Raw genomic sequence first — 14,010 nt, 5'->3', positions numbered from 1 at the left:
GGCCTCGAGCGTCTGTACAGGTGTGGGCGAACCGCTCGTGCGGTCGTCACAGTGATACGGCGGCGAGCGCCCGAAGCCCGCCGCCGCGACGGAGGGAGACCGCTATGCAGCCCGAAACGCTGACCCGGCCCGAACTGACCCTTGCCGACCGTTGCGACCGCTGCGGAGCGGCCGCCAAGGTGCGCGCGATCCTGCCCTCCGGTGGGGAACTCCTGTTCTGCAACCACCACGGCAACGCGCACGCAGCCAAGCTGCGTGAGTCCGGGGTGCAGGTGCAGACCGGGGAGTGACGCCCGGGGCGCCACCGCGCCCCACCACAGACCCGCGAACGGGGCGGGGATCCGATCGGATCCCCGCCCCGTTCGGCATGTCAGGGGTCTTCAGGACACCGGTGCGAGCGGCTCCGGACCGGTGCCCGGGCCCCCGGCCGGCCGCGACGGCGCCGGGTCGGCGGGCAGCGGGGTGGCGCCGGTGACGATGTCGGCGGCCCGCTCGGCCACCATGACCACCGGGCCGTAGGTGTTGGCGTTGGGCACGTCCGGGAAGATCGACGCGTCGACGACCCGCAGGCCCTCGGTGCCGTGCACGCGCAGCGTCGACGGGTCCACGACGGCGTCGGCGTCGGTGCCCATCCGCGCGGTGCTGGTCGGGTGCAGACCGTTCTGGGCGCGCCGGGACACCCAGTCGAGGATCTCGGCGTCGGAGCGGACGCCCTCGCCGGGGAAGGTCTCCCCGGCGTCGAGGCCGGCGAACGCCGGCTGGGTCAGGATCTCCCGGGCCAGGCCGACGGCCTCCACCCAGCGGCGCCGGTCGCCGTCGGTGACCAGGTAGTTCTGCACCAGGCGCGGCGGGACCGCGGTGTCGCGGGACACCGCCCGCACCGACCCGCGGACGTCGCCCGCCATCACCGAGACGTGCATCTCGTAGCCGTGCCCGACCGGCGGGACGTCCGGCGCGAAGCGCATCGCGACCGGCGCGAACAGCATCATCACGTCCGGGATGCCCCCGGCCATCGAGGTGGAGGCGAACCCGCCGATCTCGAAGTGGTTGCTGGCCCCGATCCCGGTGCCCGAGACGAGCCAGCGGGCCGCCGCGGCGGGCAGCCGGTGCGGGGCCCGGTGCGGGGCCAGCGAGATCGGCTGGGAGCAGGCGTGCTGCAGGTGCACCGCGAGGTGGTCCTGCAGGTTCGCGCCGACCCCGGGCAGCGCCACCCGGGTCTCGACGCCGATGCCGGCGAGGTGCTCCGGGTCGCCGAAGCCGGACACCTGGAGCAGCTGGGGGGTGGCGATGGAGCCGGCGGCCAGCAGGGTCTCGCCGGCGTCGACGTCGCGGAGGGTGCCGTCGGAGGCGCGGTAGCGGACGCCGATGACCCGGGTGCCGCGGGCGTCGGTGCGCAGCGCGCGGACCAGGGCACCGGTGCGGACGGTCAGGTTGGGCCGCGAGGCGGCGACCGGGTGCAGCCAGGCGTCGGTCGCCGAGAAGCGGCGCCCGCGCGAGATCGTGCGCTCGGTGCGGGAGAAGCCCTCCTGGACCGGGCCGTTCGTCGAGTCGAGCAGCGCGTGCCCGGCCTGCTGCGCCGCGGCCAGGAACGCCGCGTTCAGCGGGCCCGCGGCCGGGGCGCGCTCGAGGACCTGCGGGCCGTGGCCGCCGTCGGGCAGCGGGGTGCCGTGCTCGGACATCCGCCGCTCCAGGCGGCGGAAGTAGGGCAGCAGGTGGGCCGAGCTCCACTGCTCGCAGCCGGGCAGGCGGGACCAGCGGTCGTAGTCGCCCGGGTGGGCCCGCTGGTAGACCATCCCGTTGATGCTGCTGCTGCCGCCCAGGACCTTCCCGCGCGGGACGGCGATCCGTCGCCCGGCCAGACCGGCCTCGGGCTCGGTGACGTAGCACCAGTCGTAGCGGGGGTTGCCCCACGCCTTCGACAGCGCGGCGGGCATCCGGATGATCGGGTCCCAGCGGTGGTCGGGCCGGCCCGCCTCGAGCATCAGCACCCGGCGCGTGGGATCCTCGGTGAGCCGGGCGGCCAGCACCGCCCCCGCGGATCCTCCGCCGACGATGACGACGTCGTACCGGCCCATTGCGCGCCCTCCACACCTACTGTCGGGATTGCCCTGTTCGAGGGAGCAACCCCCCTTGCGTGGATCACGGTACGCCGCGCCCACCGGCCGTCACCGCCGCCCCCGTAGGCTCGATGGTGTGACGACGACCGAGCGCGGTGCGGACGACGGAGCGGATCTCCGCGCCGGTACCGCGGACGACGCCGACGCCGCGCTGGCCGCCCTCGCCGCCCAGCTGGAGGCGTCGGTCGCCGAGCTCTCCTCGGCCCGCGAACGGGTGGCCGAGCTGCAGGAGCTGCGGTCGCAGGGGCTCAGCTGGCGGGCGATCGTCCCGCGCGAGGCGCGGCCGCTGATCGTCGAGACCCTCACCCGCACCCTCGACGGCCTGGGCGCCGTCGGCGGCCGGTTCCGCCGCGAGGAGGCCGTCGCGCTGCACGGCGAGGGCGAGACGATCGCCGGGATCGGCAGGCTGTTCGGGGTCAGCCGCCAGCGCGTGTCGGCCTACCTGCAGGAACACCAGCAGCTCCTCGACCGGTACGCGGCCCGCGAGGACCGGCCGGAGTCCTGACCCGGGTCAGCCCTGGTCGTGCCGGCGGTGCCGCGCCTGCCGCTGGGCGGGCACCCGCGGTGCCACCGGCACCACGGGGGAGCGGCGGGCCGCCGGGATCAGCGCGGTGCGGTCGATCGCGTCGGGCTGCTCCGGCACCGACGGCTGCGCGGCGCGCAGCTGCAGCCGGGCCAGCTCGCGGACGTCGGTGAGCCGGGCCGCGAGTGCGGTGACCACCGGCGCCAGCGCGACGACCAGCCGCTCGCCGAGCGGGTCGTCGGGCCCGCCGCGGGCGAACAGCTGCAGGGCGCCCGCGGTGCGCCCGGCCACCGGGACCGGCACCGACAGCGAGCGGACCAGGCCGCAGTCGGCCGCGGCGGCGGCCAGCTCGGGTGGCCCGGACCGGGTCAGGTCCGGGGTGGTCAGCGTGCGGTCGCCGCGCTCGGCGGCGGGGCCCGGCCCGGCGTCGGCCCGGCGCTGCAGCTCACCCAGGCGCACGGCGGCGGTGTCGGAGCCGAACACCCGCCGGGCCTCGGGGTCGCGGGGGTCGGCGGGCTCGCGCAGCAGCAGCGCCGCACCCCCGACCCGGGCGGCGGGCACCAGCGCGACGCAGATCCCGGAGAGCATCGCGGCGACGTCGGCGTGCGCGACGGAGGTGGCGCCGGCCTGCAACGCGACCCGCACCAGGGCGGGCGCCGGGTCGGGCGTCGGCCGCCCGGTCGTGCCGGAGGTCCAGAGCGAGGCCGCCATCTCGTCCCTTCCGCGTCAGCTCCCGCGAGCGGGGGTTCGTGACACAGCGTCGCGGGTGTGGTGGCGAGGATAACGATCGTGGTCGCCGCCGCGGACGGCGGCTCGCCCGGCCCGTCCCGACGATCACCGCAGGTGACGGAACCGGAGGCTCCGGTGACCGCGGGTGTCCGGCCGGTCCGGTGCGACGGACGCCGGCCCGGCAGGACCGGGTGGGCCGCGTAAGGTTTCGGACGTACCGCGGGAGCCCGCGCACCGAGGCTGAGAGGGCGGCAGGACCGGCCGCCGACCGTTCGAACCTGATCCGGGTCACACCGGCGTAGGGAGGCCGCTCCGTGCTGTCACGTGCTCTCCGTCCGCTCGCCGTCGCGCTGGCGCTCGCGCTGGCCCTGTCCGGCTGCGCCGCGGCCGACGGCTCCGGCGGCTCCGCCGGGGGCGGGCCGATCCGCGTCGCGCTGGACTGGACGCCGAACACCAACCACATCGGGTTGTTCGCCGCCCAGCAGGCGGGCTACTTCCGCGACGCCGGCCTCGACGTCGAGTTCCTGCCCTACAACCAGACCTCGCCGGACACCCTGGTCGGCTCCGGCGCCGCGGACTTCGGCATCGGCTTCCAGGACTCGTTCACGTTCTCCAAGGCCGCGGGCGCCGACATCACCTCGGTGATGGCGATCCTGCAGCACTGGGCCACCGAGATCGCGGTGCGCGCCGACCGCACCGACATCCGGTCCCCGCGCGACCTCGACGGCAAGGTCTACGCCGGGTTCGGCGGGCCCGGGGAGAACCAGAAGATGCAGGCCGTGATCCGGGCCGACGGCGGGCGCGGCGACTTCCGCACCGAGGTCCTGTCCACCGCCGCCTACGAGGCGCTCTACTCCGGCCAGGCCGACTTCACCGAGCCGTTCGTCAACGTCGAGGGCGTCGAGGCGCAGCTGCGCGGCGAGCCGATCCGCACCTTCCGCTACACCGACTACGGCTTCCCGGACTCCTACAACGTGCTGCTGCTGGGCAACTCGACCTGGCTGCGCGACAACCCCGACCGGGCACGCGCGTTCGTGCAGGCCGTCCAGAAGGGCTACGCGCTGGCCGCGCAGGACCCGGCGACCGCGGCCCGGATGCTCAAGGAGGCCAACCCCGGCGCGTTCACCTCCGACGCGCTGGTCGACCGGGGCGCGCAGATGCTCAGCGAGCGCTTCCTGCGCGACGCGCAGGGCCGCGTCGGGTTCCAGACCCCGCAGCAGTGGGCCGGGTTCTCCGGGTTCCTCTACGACACGGGCACCGTCGCGGGGCCGGACGGCGCCCCGGTGCGGCAGAAGCCGGACTTCTCGACCTGGTTCACCAACGACTACCTGGCACCGTGATCCGCCGGCTGTGGCCGGCCGCGGCGCTGGTCACCGCCCTGCTGGTCGCCTGGCAGGTCGCGGTCACCGTCGCCGGCACCCGCCCCCAGGTGCTGCCCTCGCCGCTGCGGGTCCTCGAGCAGGGCTGGGCGTTCCGGGCCGAGCTGTGGGCGAACACCCTGCCGACGGTCCAGGTGACGCTGATCGGGTTCACCGTCTCGATGGCGCTGGCCTGGGCGGCCGCGGTCGCGGTGGACTTCTCGCCGTGGCTGCGCCGGGCGCTGACCCCGCTGCTGGTGGCCTCGCAGACGCTGCCGGTGGTCGCGATCGCCCCGCTGCTCATCATCTGGTTCGGGTTCGGCCTGCTGCCGAAGGTGCTGGTCATCGCGCTGGTGACGTTCTTCCCGGTGGCGGTCGGGCTGATCGAGGGCTTCGCCGCGACCGACCGGTCCGCGACCGCGCTGCTGCGCTCGATGGGGGCCTCGCGCTGGCAGCGGTTCCGCTACGTGCGGCTGCCCGGGGCGCTGCCGTCGTTCTTCACGGCGCTGCGGATCGCGATCACCTACGCCGTCACCGGGGCGATCTTCGCCGAGTACGTCGGCGCCCGGGCCGGCCTGGGGATCTTCATGCAGCTGCAGAAGAACCAGTTCCGCACCGACCTGGTGCTCGCCGCCGTCGGCGTGACCGCGGTGCTGTCGGTGACGCTGTTCGCGCTGACCTTCCTGCTGCAGCGCCTGGTCACCCCCTGGTACGTGGCCGACCACGACGGACACGGTGCGCGGTGAAGGTCGTGGTGAGCGACCTGTCGGTCTCCTACGGCGACCTGCCGGTGCTGTCCGGGGTGAGCCTGGACGTCGCGCCGGGGGAGTTCGTGTCGCTCGTCGGGCCGTCGGGGTGCGGCAAGTCGACGCTGTTCGGGGCCCTGGCGGGCATCCTCGACGGGGCGACGGTGACCGGCGGGATCGCGGTCGACGGCGGCCCGGTGCGCGGCGCCCCGTTCGGCCTGATGCCCCAGCAGGACCTGCTGTTCCCGTGGCGCACCGTGCTCGACAACACCACCCTCGGGCTGGAGGTCGCCGGCGTGGGGCGCCGCGAGGCCCGCGAGCGTGCCCGCGCGCTGTTCGAGCCGTTCGGGCTGGCCGGCTTCGAGGACGCCCGCCCGGGCGCGCTGTCGGGCGGCATGCGCCAGCGCGCGGCGCTGCTGCGCACCGTCGTCGGGGGGCGCGAGGTGCTGCTGCTCGACGAGCCGTTCGGCGCGCTGGACGCGCTCACCCGGACCGCGATGCAGGACTGGCTGGAGTCGGTGCGCGCCCGCTACGGCTGGACGACGGTCCTGATCACCCACGACGTGCGGGAGGCGGCCCTGCTCTCGGACCGGGTGCTGGTGTTCTCGCCGCGCCCGGCGACCGTGGTGCGGGAGGTCGTCGTCGACGCCGGGCGGCCGCGCAGCCGTACCGACCCGGCCCTGGCCGCCCTCGAGGCGGACCTGCTGGAGACCCTGCGCGGCTGACGCGGGCTCGCCCCCCGGCGGCGGGGGACCGGTCGCCGCCGCCCGCCCGCGACGGCAAGGTATGTGGCCGTTCCGGATCGTGCCGCACGGCAACAAAGTCGATGTTCGTGACCGGATCGTGATGACGAAAGGGGAACTCAATCGATCCAGAAGGCTGTCGCGGAACCCGTCTCGCCCAATACGTTGGCGCTCGCAACATTCACCCGTTCGTGATCATGCGAGCGGTCCACAACGTCGTGGAGGGAGACCCCGATGGGGGCACGGAACACGGGGCGCGGTCCCCGGCTGCGTCGGGCGGTCGCGGCGGCGGGCCTCGGCCTGCTGCTGGCCGTCGCGGGCTGCGGACAGAACAGCGCGGGCGGCGGCGGGGAGGCCGCCGGCGGCGGCTCCGGCGGGTCCGGCGGCGGGGTGAAGGTCGGGGTGATCCTCCCCGAGACCGACTCCTCGGCACGCTGGGAGGGCTTCGACAAGCCCATGCTGGACAAGGCACTGCGCGCCCAGGGCATGGACCCCGACATCCAGAACGCCCAGGGCGACGAGCAGAAGTTCTCCACCCTGGCCGACGGCATGATCTCCAGCGGCGTCAAGGTCATGATCATCGCCTCGATCAGCAGCGACGGCGGCACCGCCGTCGCCCAGAAGGCCAAGGCCCAGGGCATCCCGGTCATCGACTACGACCGGCTCAACCTCGGCGGCGTCAGCGACTACTACGTCTCCTTCGACAACGAGAAGGTCGGCGCCCTGCAGGGCGAGGGCCTGGTCCAGGGGATCGGCAACAAGCCGGGCGCCCAGGTCATCCAGATCGAGGGCGCGCCCACCGACAACAACGCGACCCTGTTCTACAACGGCCAGCAGACCGTGCTGAAGCCCAAGTACGAGTCCGGGGCGCTGAAGCTGGTGCAGAGCCAGCCCATCGACAAGTGGGACAACCAGGTCGGCGGCACCACCTTCGAGCAGATCCTCACCGGTAACGGCGGCAAGGTCGACGGCGTCGTCGCCGCCAACGACGGCCTCGCCGGCGCCATCATCACGGTGCTGACCAAGTACGGCCTGAACGGCAAGGTCCCGGTCACCGGCCAGGACGCCACCGCCGACGGGCTCGCCGCGATCCTGCGCGGTGACCAGTACATGACGGTCTTCAAGCCGATCGAGCAGGAGGCCGAGGCCGCCGCGAAGCTCGCCGGTGACCTGGCCAAGGGCGACACCGCGGCCGCCGACGGCGTCGCCACCCAGACGGTGAAGGACCCGAAGGGCAACCGCGACGTCAAGTCGGTGCTGCTCGAGCCGCAGCTGATCACCAAGGACTCGGTCAAGAAGGTCACCGACGCCGGCTACGTCAAGGCCTCGGAGATCTGCAACGCCGAGACCCAGGCCGCCTGCACCCAGCTCGGCATCAAGTAGGACCCGCAGCCGGACCGGGCCGCGGCGGCGATCCCGCCGCGGCCCGGCCGACGCCCACGTGGAAGGTGCCCGAAGTGGCCGACCCCATCCTCTCCCTGCGCGGTGTGTCCAAGAGCTTCGGCGCCGTGCAGGTCCTGCACGACGTCGACCTGACCGTGCGCGCCGGTGAGGTCACCGCGCTCGTCGGCGACAACGGCGCGGGCAAGTCCACCCTGGTCAAGTGCGTCGCGGGTATCTACCCGATCGACTCCGGCGAGATCGTCTTCGACGGGTCCCCGGTCACGGTGAACGCCCCGACCGACGCCGCCCGGCTCGGGATCGAGGTCGTCTACCAGGACCTCGCCCTGGCCGACAACCTCGACATCGTCCAGAACATGTTCCTGGGCCGTGAGCGCGGCCGCTCCTGGATGCTCGACGAGGGCTCGATGGAGCAGGCCGCCCGCGACACCCTCGCGTCGCTCTCGGTCCGCACCGTCACCTCGGTCCGGACCCCGGTCGCGTCGCTGTCCGGCGGGCAGCGCCAGACCGTCGCCATCGCCAAGGCGGTGCTCTGGGACTCGCGTGTCGTGCTGCTCGACGAGCCGACCGCGGCGCTCGGCGTCGCCCAGACCCGCCAGGTGCTCGACCTCGTGCGACGGCTGGCCGAGCAGGGCCTCGGCGTCGTGCTGATCAGCCACAACATGGCCGACGTGTTCGAGGTGTCCGACCGGATCGCCTGCCTCTACCTCGGCCGGATGGTCGCGCAGGTCCCGACCCGCGAGGTCACCCACTCCGACGTCGTCCAGCTCATCACCGCGGGCCGCTCCGGCGAGCTCGGGCTGCCGCGGCCCGAGCAGGCGGTGACCTGATGGCCCCCCACCCCGACCCGTCCGGCCCCGCCGGCCCGGGAGGAGACACCGTGACCGAACGGACGCCCGCGCCCGAGCAGGAGCAGAGCGCGGCCCGCCGGGCGAACCCCGGTAACCGGGCCGCCGACTTCGGCATCGACACCACCGCCCGCACCACCCGCGAGGCGATCACGGCCTACCTGCGCGGCCTGCGCGGCGGTGACCTGGGCTCGCTGCCGGCGCTGCTCGGCCTGGCCGCGCTGTTCGTGCTGTTCAGCGTGCTGGACTCGGGCGGCACCTTCCCGAGCCTGCTCAACCTCGCGAACCTGCTCCAGCAGGGCGCCGGCCCGACCATCATCGCGATGGGCCTGGTGTTCGTGCTGCTCACCGGGGAGATCGACCTGGCCGCCGGTACGGCGTCCGGGCTGGCCGCGGCGCTGATGGCGCTGCACCTGATGAGCGACGGCAACGTGCTCGGCGCCACCGGCACCACCGTGTTCGTGCTGCTCGTGGCGGTGATGCTGGCCGGTGCGGTGCTCGCCGCGCTGGTCCGGGTGTGGGCCGGGTCGGTGATCAGCCTGCTCACCGCGGTCGTACTCGTGATCGGGGTCCCGGCGAACGCGTTCACCGTGATGGGCCTCGCCGTCGGCGTCGGCGTGGTGATCGGCTGCCTCACCGGGTTCCTCGTGGCCCGGATCGGGATGCCGTCGTTCGTCGTGACGCTGGCGTTGTTCATCACGTGGCAGGGCGTGATCCTGCAGCTCATCGGCGACGGCGGCACCATCGCGCTGCGCGACCCCTTGATCAACGCCGTGGCGAACGGCAATCTCTCGGTCACGGCGTCCTGGGTGCTGTTCGTGGTCGTCGCCGGCGGCTACGCGGCCGTCCAGGTGGTGCGCCTGCGGACCCGGCTGCGGGGCGGGCTGGTCGCGCCGCCGACGGGGCTGGTCGCACTCAAGATCGGAGCGGTGGTGGTGCTCGGCGGGCTGGTGACCTTCGCGCTGGTGCAGGACCGCTCGCCCGGCGTCATCTCGATCGCCGGCATCCCCTACGTCGTCCCGATCGTGCTGGTGCTGCTCGTCGCGGGCACCTGGGTGCTCGACCGGACCCGCTTCGGCCGCCACGTCTACGCCGTCGGCGGCAACCGGGAGGCCGCGCGCCGGGCCGGCATCGACGTCGCCCGCATCCGGGCGTCGGTGTTCGTCATCTCCACCGCCTTCGCCGCGATCGGCGCGATCGTCTACTCGTCGAAGATCGGGTCGGTGAACCCGGCGGCCGGTGGCGGCAACACCCTGCTGTTCGCGGTCGGCGCCGCGGTCATCGGCGGCACGTCGCTGTTCGGCGGCCGCGGCCGGATCAGCAACGCCGTCATCGGCGGCACGGTGCTGGCCACGGTGCAGAACGGTCTGGGCCTGCTCAAGCAGCCCGCCGCCGTCGTGTTCGTGGTGACCGGCCTGGTGCTGCTGCTCGCGGCGGGTGTCGACGTGGCGTCACGGCGCCGGGCGGCGGCCACCGGCCGGTGACATGACCCAGCCCGGATCGGGGACCCGACCCGACGACGCGCGCCGGCACAACCGGGCCGTCCTGTTGCGTCGGCTGCACGTCGAGGGTCCCTGCACCCGCGCGACGCTGGCCGGCGAGCTCGGCCTCAACCGCAGCACGATCAAGGCGGTGGTGGACGGGCTCGCCGAGGCGGGCGTCGTCACCGAGGCCGTCCCGGCCCAGCGCTCCGGGGCCGGGCGGCCGTCGCTGCTGGTGCTGCCCGACCCGCAGGCGGCGGTGGTGCTCGCCGTCGACATCCGGGTCGAGCAGGTGGCGCTGGCGATGGTCGGCATCGGCGGCCAGATCCTGGGCCGGCACAGCTGGAACCTGCACCGCACCACCCGGCTGCCCGGCGAGGTGATCACCCACCTCGCCGAGTCCGCCGCCCTGCTGCGCGACGAGCTGGGCGTCACCGAGCAGGCGGTCGGGGTGTCGGTGCCCGGCGTCGTGCGGCGCTCCGACGGCTTCGTGCACGAGGCTCCCAACCTCGGCTGGCGCGACGTCGAGCTGGGCACCCGGCTCGCCGCCGTCCTGGCCCGCCCGGTGCAGGTCGCCAACGACGCCGAGGCCGGCGCGCTCGCCGAGCACCTGCGCGGGATCGGCCGCGACGTCGCCGACATGGTCTACCTGTCGGCCGACGTCGGCGTGGGCGGTGGGGTCGTGTCCGGCGGGCAGCCGCTGCGCGGCACCGGCGGCTACGTCGGCGAACTCGGCCACCTCATGGTCCGCCCGGACGGGCGGGAGTGCTTCTGCGGCTCGCACGGCTGCTGGGAGACCGAGGTCGGTGAGCCCGCGCTGTGCCGCGCGCTCGGCCTGCCCGAGGACACCCCGCGCGGGGTGCTCGTCGCGGAGCTGCGCGACCTGGCCGTCGTGCCCGGCCGGGCCGACCGGCTGCTGGAGGGCTACGCCGGGTGGATGGCCGCCGGGCTGGTCACGGTGGTGAACATGCTGGCCCCCGAGCTCGTGGTGCTGGGGGACCTGTTCGGGGCGCTGCCGCCGTCGGTGGTCGAGCGGGTCGGCTCCGAGCTGCGACGGCGCAGCCTGGTCAGCCGGGCGGCGGGCGGGACCCGGATCGCGGTGTCCCCGCTCGGCCGCGACGGCGCGCTGGTGGGCGCGGCCGAGCTGGCGTTCGAGCCGGTGCTGGCCGCGGTGTGAGGGTCAGGCGAGCAGGCCCGCCAGCTCGGGCAGCGCGCCGACGGTGAACGTCGGCGGGGTCAGGTACCCGGGCCAGGTGTCGCCGTGGCGGTCCAGCCAGGCCGTCGCCATCCCGACCCGGGCGGCGCCGTGCAGGTCCCACGGGTGCACCGCCACCAGCACCGCCTCGGAGGCTGCGACCCCGCAGGTCGCCAGCGCGTAGGAGTAGGAGGCGGGCGCGGGCTTCCAGATCCCGGCGTCCTCCACCGACAGCACGGCATCGAACTGCCCGCGCAGGCCGTGCCCGCCGAGCAGCCGCTCCGCGACCGACGGGGACCCGTTCGACAGCGTCACCAGCCGCAGCCCCGCGGCCCGCAGCGCGGCGACCCCGCCGTGCACGTCGTCGTGCACCGGCAGCTCCAGGAACCCCTCGACGACGTGCCGTGCGCCCGCGTCGGGGTCGGCGACGCCGTGCCGGCGCAGCAGCCCGGCCGCGGTCGCCGTCGCCAGCTCGGCGAAGGTCGTCAGCTCCCCACCGGTGGCCTGCGCCATGCCCTCGCGCAGGGTCGCGGCGAACCACAGCGGCCCGAGCCACTCCGGGGCGCCCAGCGCGGCGAACCGGGCCCCCATCGGGGTCAGGTCCGACAGGGTCTCGTTGACGTCGAACACCACGGTCGTGATCGCCATCCCCCTACCCTGACGGGTGTGAGCGCTCCCCGCACGGTGCTGGTCCTCGGCGGTACGACCGAGGGGCGGGCCGCGGCCGCCGCGCTGGCCGGCCGGGACGACGTCCGGGTCGTGTCGTCGCTGGCCGGGGCGGTGCGCAGCCCGGCCCTGCCCGACGGCGAGGTCCGCATCGGCGGGTTCGGCGGTGCCGAGGGGCTGGCCGCGCACCTGCGCGCCGAGCGGGTCGCGGCGGTGCTCGACGCCACCCATCCGTTCGCCTCGACGATGACCGCGAACGCGGCCGCCGCCTGCGCGGGGACCGGGGTGCCGCTGGTCGTGCTGCGCCGGCCGGGCTGGACGCCCGGGCCGGGGGACCGGTGGCACCGGGTCGCCTCGGTCGCCGCCGCCGCGGCCGCGCTGCCCGGCCTGCTCCCCGGCCCGGCCGGGCGGGTCCTGCTGACGACCGGCCGCGGGGGACTGGCGCACTTCGCGGGTGTCGACGCGGCGTTCTGGATCCGCGCGGTCGACCCGCCCGACGGCCCGCTGCCCGCCCGGCACGAGCTGCTGCTCGACCGGGGCCCGTTCGCCCTCGACGACGAGCGCGCCCTGTTCGAGGCCGTGGTCCCGCACGTGCTGGTCACCAAGGACTCCGGCGGCGCGGCGACCGCGCCGAAGCTCACCGCGGCCCGGGAGCGCGGGGTGCCGGTCCTCGTCGTCGACCGGCCGCCGCTGCCCGGCGGGGTCGCGGTGGAGCCCACGGTGGACGCGGCGCTGGCCCGGCTGCTCGGGGACTGATCACCAGGGGACCGGCTCGCCGGTCCAGTCGACGAAGGTGCCGGTCGGGCCGCCGTCGGGGGCCAGCAGGAGCCGCACCGCGCCGGCGGCGGCCTCGGCCGGGTCCCCGGCGGACGCGGCCGCGCGGGCGTTGAGGTTGGTCGCCCGCAGCCCCGGGGCCAGCGCGTTCACCGCGATCCCGGCGTCGGCGAGCGCCTGGGCGTAGGACACGGTGAGCGCGTTCAGCGCCGTCTTCGACGACCGGTAGGCCACCGCACCCCCGCCCGTGCGGTGGTCGAACTGCCGGTTCGGGCCGGTGCTCCAGGTCAGCGACCCGGTCCCGCTGGAGAGGTTGAGGATCCGCGGGTGCGCCGAGCGCCGCAGCGCGGGCAGGAACGCGTTGGTCACCGTGACGACGCCGAACACGTTCACCTCGTAGATCCGGCGCAGCTCCTCGGCGGTCGACTCCGGGGCCGTCGCGAACGAGTCGCCCAGCCCGGCGTTGTTCACCAGCAGGTCCACCCGCTCGACGGCGGCGGCCGCCGCCGCGACCGAGGCCGCGTCGGTCACGTCCAGTGCGAGCGGCCGGGCGCCCGCGCCGAGCGCGGCGACCGCGTCCGCACCGCGGCTGGCGTCGCGGGCGCCGACGTACACGGTGAGCCCCGCGGCCAGCAGCCCGCGGGCGATCTCGAACCCGATCCCGCTGTTCGCGCCGGTGACGACGGCGACGTCGCCCGCACCCGGTCCGGTCGGCTCGGTCATGACGGTCTCCAATCCCAACTCCAACGATGGCGTTGGAGATGAGCGTACGCCGCCTCGCTACCGTGCGGGGCATGGCCTGGGACACCGAGGGGACACGCCGGCGGCTGAAGGACGCGGCCACGGCCGAGTTCGCCGAGCGCGGCCGCGAGGGCACGACGATGAGCCGCATCGCCGCCCGGGCCGGGATCAACAAGGAGCGCCTCTACAGCTACTTCGGCGACAAGCAGGCACTCTGGGACCTCGTGCTGGCCGAGCAGCTCGAGCTGCTCGCCGCCGGTGTCCGCGCGACCGGGACCGGCCTCGACGACGTGGGCGAGTTCGCCGGGGCCACGTTCGACCACCACGCCGACCACCCGGTGCTCGCCCGGCTGCTGCAGTGGGAGGGCCTGGACGGCACCGGGCGCGTCGCCGGGCGGGAGGGGCGCAGCCGGCACTACCGGGAGAAGGTCGAGCGGTTCGCGGCCGCACAGCGGGCCGGCACCATCGACGACGGCCTCGACCCGGCCCACCTGGTGTTCGCGCTGATCGCGCTGGCCGCCTGGTGGCACACGGTGCCCCAGCTCGCCTCGATGCTGACCGGTGCCGAGCCCGGTGATCCGGCCGAGCGGGCCGCGCGCCGGGCCTTCGTCGTGGAGGCCGCCCGGCGGCTCGCCGCGCCGCGACGGTCCCCGGCCGACGGGCCCGGCCCGGGTCGGGTGTAGCGGCC

At 75.0% G+C, this 14,010-nt stretch carries 15 protein-coding genes and 1 riboswitch; of the genes, 11 read left to right on the top strand and 4 right to left on the bottom strand.

All coding sequences use genetic code 11. The annotated features are described in order from the left end of the window. The first annotated feature begins 104 nt into the window (after positions 1–104). On the top strand, positions 105–290 hold the full coding sequence (locus KPL60_RS09275) for a hypothetical protein (protein ID WP_062402550.1): 186 nt from the start codon (positions 105–107) through the stop codon (positions 288–290). A 90-nt stretch (positions 291–380) separates the two neighbouring features. Here KPL60_RS09275 and KPL60_RS09270 read toward each other — a convergent pair whose 3' ends face one another. Then, the gene (locus KPL60_RS09270) at positions 381–2,075 is read right to left on the bottom strand and encodes a choline dehydrogenase (protein ID WP_226365555.1); all 1,695 of its coding nucleotides are present in this window, start codon (positions 2,073–2,075) and stop codon (positions 381–383) included. A 118-nt stretch (positions 2,076–2,193) separates the two neighbouring features. Between KPL60_RS09270 and KPL60_RS09265 the strand changes: the two genes are divergently transcribed. After that, positions 2,194–2,622 carry a hypothetical protein gene (locus KPL60_RS09265; protein WP_226365554.1) on the top strand — a complete coding sequence of 143 codons (429 nt, stop codon included), beginning with the start codon at positions 2,194–2,196 and terminating at the stop codon, positions 2,620–2,622. A gap of 6 nt (positions 2,623–2,628) precedes the next feature. Here the strand turns inward: KPL60_RS09265 and KPL60_RS09260 are convergent, their stop codons facing one another. Next, positions 2,629–3,351: a hypothetical protein gene (locus tag KPL60_RS09260; RefSeq protein ID WP_226356393.1), complete on the bottom strand. Its 723-nt coding sequence runs from the start codon at positions 3,349–3,351 to the stop codon at positions 2,629–2,631. Between the two features lie 227 nt (positions 3,352–3,578). Continuing rightward, a riboswitch (TPP riboswitch) is annotated at positions 3,579–3,692 on the top strand. Here KPL60_RS09260 and KPL60_RS09255 point away from each other — a divergent pair. The 7 genes from KPL60_RS09255 to KPL60_RS09225 all read left to right on the top strand — a co-directional run bounded on the left by KPL60_RS09255 (position 3,684) and on the right by KPL60_RS09225 (position 11,123). Then, positions 3,684–4,709 carry an ABC transporter substrate-binding protein gene (locus KPL60_RS09255; protein WP_226365553.1) on the top strand — a complete coding sequence of 342 codons (1,026 nt, stop codon included), beginning with the start codon at positions 3,684–3,686 and terminating at the stop codon, positions 4,707–4,709. (Overlaps the previous riboswitch by 9 nt.) Beyond that, complete coding sequence (locus KPL60_RS09250; protein WP_226365552.1) at positions 4,706–5,473, top strand: ABC transporter permease; 768 nt, start codon at positions 4,706–4,708, stop codon at positions 5,471–5,473. Before KPL60_RS09255 ends, KPL60_RS09250 begins: the two co-directional genes overlap by 4 nt. Continuing rightward, positions 5,470–6,198: an ABC transporter ATP-binding protein gene (locus KPL60_RS09245; protein ID WP_226365551.1), complete on the top strand. Its 729-nt coding sequence runs from the start codon at positions 5,470–5,472 to the stop codon at positions 6,196–6,198. Before KPL60_RS09250 ends, KPL60_RS09245 begins: the two co-directional genes overlap by 4 nt. A gap of 252 nt (positions 6,199–6,450) precedes the next feature. Continuing rightward, entirely contained in the window at positions 6,451–7,599 is a 1,149-nt protein-coding gene (locus KPL60_RS09240) for a sugar ABC transporter substrate-binding protein (RefSeq protein ID WP_226365550.1), read from the top strand. A gap of 74 nt (positions 7,600–7,673) precedes the next feature. Further along, positions 7,674–8,447, top strand: coding sequence for an ATP-binding cassette domain-containing protein (locus tag KPL60_RS09235; RefSeq protein WP_226365549.1), 774 nt, complete (start codon positions 7,674–7,676; stop codon positions 8,445–8,447). Beyond that, a complete protein-coding gene (locus KPL60_RS09230) occupies positions 8,447–9,949 on the top strand; it encodes an ABC transporter permease (protein ID WP_264198749.1) in 1,503 nt (500 codons plus the stop codon). The genes KPL60_RS09235 and KPL60_RS09230 overlap by 1 nt, the downstream gene beginning before the upstream one ends. Position 9,950: 1 nt before the next feature. Next, entirely contained in the window at positions 9,951–11,123 is a 1,173-nt protein-coding gene (locus tag KPL60_RS09225; protein ID WP_226365548.1) for an ROK family protein, read from the top strand. Between the two features lie 3 nt (positions 11,124–11,126). Here the strand turns inward: KPL60_RS09225 and KPL60_RS09220 are convergent, their stop codons facing one another. Beyond that, the gene (locus KPL60_RS09220) at positions 11,127–11,789 is read right to left on the bottom strand and encodes a haloacid dehalogenase type II (protein ID WP_226356400.1); all 663 of its coding nucleotides are present in this window, start codon (positions 11,787–11,789) and stop codon (positions 11,127–11,129) included. Positions 11,790–11,807: 18 nt separating this feature from the next. Here KPL60_RS09220 and KPL60_RS09215 point away from each other — a divergent pair, with 18 nt between their 5' ends. Next, positions 11,808–12,563, top strand: a complete 756-nt coding sequence (locus tag KPL60_RS09215) for a cobalt-precorrin-6A reductase (RefSeq protein WP_226365547.1) — start codon at positions 11,808–11,810, stop codon at positions 12,561–12,563. Here KPL60_RS09215 and KPL60_RS09210 read toward each other — a convergent pair whose 3' ends face one another. Further along, entirely contained in the window at positions 12,564–13,304 is a 741-nt protein-coding gene (locus KPL60_RS09210; RefSeq protein ID WP_226365546.1) for an SDR family NAD(P)-dependent oxidoreductase, read from the bottom strand. Between the two features lie 71 nt (positions 13,305–13,375). On the opposite strand from KPL60_RS09210, the gene KPL60_RS09205 reads away from it, so the two are divergent. Then, the gene (locus tag KPL60_RS09205; RefSeq protein ID WP_226356403.1) at positions 13,376–14,005 is read left to right on the top strand and encodes a TetR family transcriptional regulator; all 630 of its coding nucleotides are present in this window, start codon (positions 13,376–13,378) and stop codon (positions 14,003–14,005) included. The last annotated feature ends 5 nt before the right edge of the window (positions 14,006–14,010 follow it).

This window comes from Pseudonocardia sp. ICBG162 (assembly GCF_020496225.1).
Classification (GTDB): domain Bacteria; phylum Actinomycetota; class Actinomycetes; order Mycobacteriales; family Pseudonocardiaceae; genus Pseudonocardia; species Pseudonocardia alni.
The sequence above is the reverse complement of the archived record's forward strand: the minus strand, read 5'-3'. Positions and strand labels throughout refer to the sequence as shown.

Excerpts from the sequence above, each read along its gene's own strand:
- KPL60_RS09270 (WP_226365555.1), bottom strand. The coding sequence starts at position 2,075 with ATGGGCCGGTACGACGTCGTCATCGTCGGCGGAGGATCCGCGGGGGCG.
- KPL60_RS09210 (WP_226365546.1), bottom strand. The coding sequence starts at position 13,304 with ATGACCGAGCCGACCGGACCGGGTGCGGGCGACGTCGCCGTCGTCACC.
- KPL60_RS09240 (WP_226365550.1), top strand. The coding sequence starts at position 6,451 with ATGGGGGCACGGAACACGGGGCGCGGTCCCCGGCTGCGTCGGGCGGTC.
- KPL60_RS09220 (WP_226356400.1), bottom strand. The coding sequence starts at position 11,789 with ATGGCGATCACGACCGTGGTGTTCGACGTCAACGAGACCCTGTCGGAC.
- KPL60_RS09275 (WP_062402550.1), top strand. The coding sequence starts at position 105 with ATGCAGCCCGAAACGCTGACCCGGCCCGAACTGACCCTTGCCGACCGT.
- KPL60_RS09260 (WP_226356393.1), bottom strand. The coding sequence starts at position 3,351 with ATGGCGGCCTCGCTCTGGACCTCCGGCACGACCGGGCGGCCGACGCCC.
- KPL60_RS09230 (WP_264198749.1), top strand. The coding sequence starts at position 8,447 with ATGGCCCCCCACCCCGACCCGTCCGGCCCCGCCGGCCCGGGAGGAGAC.
- KPL60_RS09205 (WP_226356403.1), top strand. The coding sequence starts at position 13,376 with ATGGCCTGGGACACCGAGGGGACACGCCGGCGGCTGAAGGACGCGGCC.
- KPL60_RS09225 (WP_226365548.1), top strand. The coding sequence starts at position 9,951 with ATGACCCAGCCCGGATCGGGGACCCGACCCGACGACGCGCGCCGGCAC.